This window comes from Klebsiella sp. K47 (assembly GCF_051858335.1).
GTDB classification, from domain to species: domain Bacteria; phylum Pseudomonadota; class Gammaproteobacteria; order Enterobacterales; family Enterobacteriaceae; genus Klebsiella; species Klebsiella pneumoniae.
In genome coordinates, this window is the sequence record NZ_JBPYUI010000070.1 from 1 (window position 1) to 1,986 (window position 1,986).

The 1,986-nt window shown below is 48.3% G+C and carries 1 pseudogene; it reads right to left on the reverse strand.

Features of this window, described 5'->3' with window-relative positions:
- Nucleotides 1-238: 238 nt before the first annotated feature.
- Nucleotides 239-937, reverse strand: a pseudogene (locus tag RRF55_RS27060) (IS3 family transposase); the annotation flags it as partial.
- Nucleotides 938-1,986 lie beyond the last annotated feature (1,049 nt).

Below are 1,986 nucleotides of genomic sequence, written 5' to 3' on the forward strand. Positions count from 1 at the left end.
TTTTTTTTTCGTTTACAGAGCAAGAGATTACGACGACTAACACATTATCTCAAGAAGATCCTCAGTCTAAGGTTGTGTCTTTTTCTTTTTGCTATCAGCAGCGCCTTTAACACGCCCCCCCCCCTACACCACGTTTGATGAGCTACGCTGCCGCATAGATTTCTAAAACCACATAGAGCGTCAACCTCTTGATAGGTGATCTTGACCCGCCATCTCCGGACAGCTTTTGTATCTTAAGTTAACGATGCCCCCGCTGTTGTCGGCATTCTCGTGGAGAGAGGTATCCCAGCGCACTGTGCGGGTGATTTTCATTGTAATGCGTGAACGCTGCTGCAAGGCTTTGCAGGGCTGTTCTCACATCCGGTTTTGGCATGAACGCGATATAGTCTTCCTTCATCGTCTTCACGAACCGTTCCGCCATGCCATTACTCTGCGGGCTGCTCACCGCTGTTGTACAGGGCTCCAGATTCTGCTCTCTGGCGAACCTCCGCGTTTCATGCGCGGTATACGCGGAACCGTTGTCCGTCAGCCACTGCACCGCTGTGTCTGGCAACCTGTCGCCGAAGCGCTTTTCCACCGACCTCAGCATCACATCCTGCACGGTCGAGCTGTCGTAGCCTTCCGTGCTTGCTGCCCTGTCTATGGCCTCGCGGTCGCAGCAGTCCAGCGCAAACGTGACACGCAGTTTTTCACCATTATCGCAGCCGAACTCAAAGCCATCTGAACACCAGCGCATATTGCTTTCCGCAACTGCGATTTTACCTTTGTGCTCACGCATCGGACGCTCTGGTTTGTTATGCAGTAACAGCAGGTTATGTTCATTCATGATCCTGTAAAGCCGTTTGGCATTGACCGGCGGCAGTCCCTCAGTACGACGTTGCTTACGCAGGATGCCCCACACTCGTCGATAGCCGTAGCCGGGCATATCGCTGATGATATCGAGGACTGCAATGCTGTAATTTTGTTTTTCACATATGTAAAAAACAAAAAAATAAGATTAATCTCACCTAACACAGCAAACCATCAGCAATAAGACACCATCATGCTTCACTTAACAACCACAAAAAGCGAAGATATTCTTTTACAGGTAAGTGATATTTTACTAATAAAATCATATGGAAATGATAAGGCAACAATATATTTGAAAGGAGTCCAAGACCCTGTAATAGTGGTAGCCAGTTTTACGCAAATAAAATTTGCGATTAACAACAACCTTTCAGAAATAACAGAACCACCGTTAAAGCTTGCTCCCCCCCCTCTAAACCTAGTCCCCTCAAATTTACCATAACATCCGTTATCGGCACCGCCTGAGAGGCCCTCAGGGCGTTTCTGACGGGAAACCGGTAAAACAGGCAACAAACCACCCGAAAACCCGCCAGAAACGCGCAGGCTCTGTTTTTACGGCATGCATGAGTATGCGCGCAAGTGCATAGCGCGAAAATTCACCCCATTCAGCCAGGGTAAGTCCTGTTTCCGGCGTTCTTCTCATCCGAAAACGGTGAACGGGGACGCAATTTATTGCGTGGCCGTGAGACGTTGCCGGCGCAGCCGGAAAACCGGTTTTCAGCACATTCAGGAATCCGGTTCGTCGACGGCCGGTAATCACGTTATGGCAAGTCACAGAACGATTCACCACACGATTCACCGGCGACTCTTCACTAGAGTCGTACCCAGAGTCGCCACGTCTAAAAAACAACCAAACGGGGAGTCGGGTCTAGAGTCGGGTCGTTATTAACTCATTGTTTTTATAGTCCTGAGTCGTTACCGACTCTATGACGACTCGCCGGGGACTCTATGACGAGTCGTCATAGAGTCGGATCTATATAAATCAAATTTAAAAAACGAAATTTCACCAACTTAAACTACTGATATTAAATACAAATCTGCAAAATTTTAATTTTGCGTAGTGTGTGGGTATTTTTAGTGGTGAGGAGCGTTCAGAGATCTGACGATTTTTGGGAAGGTTCAGGAACTCCCCGGGATGGC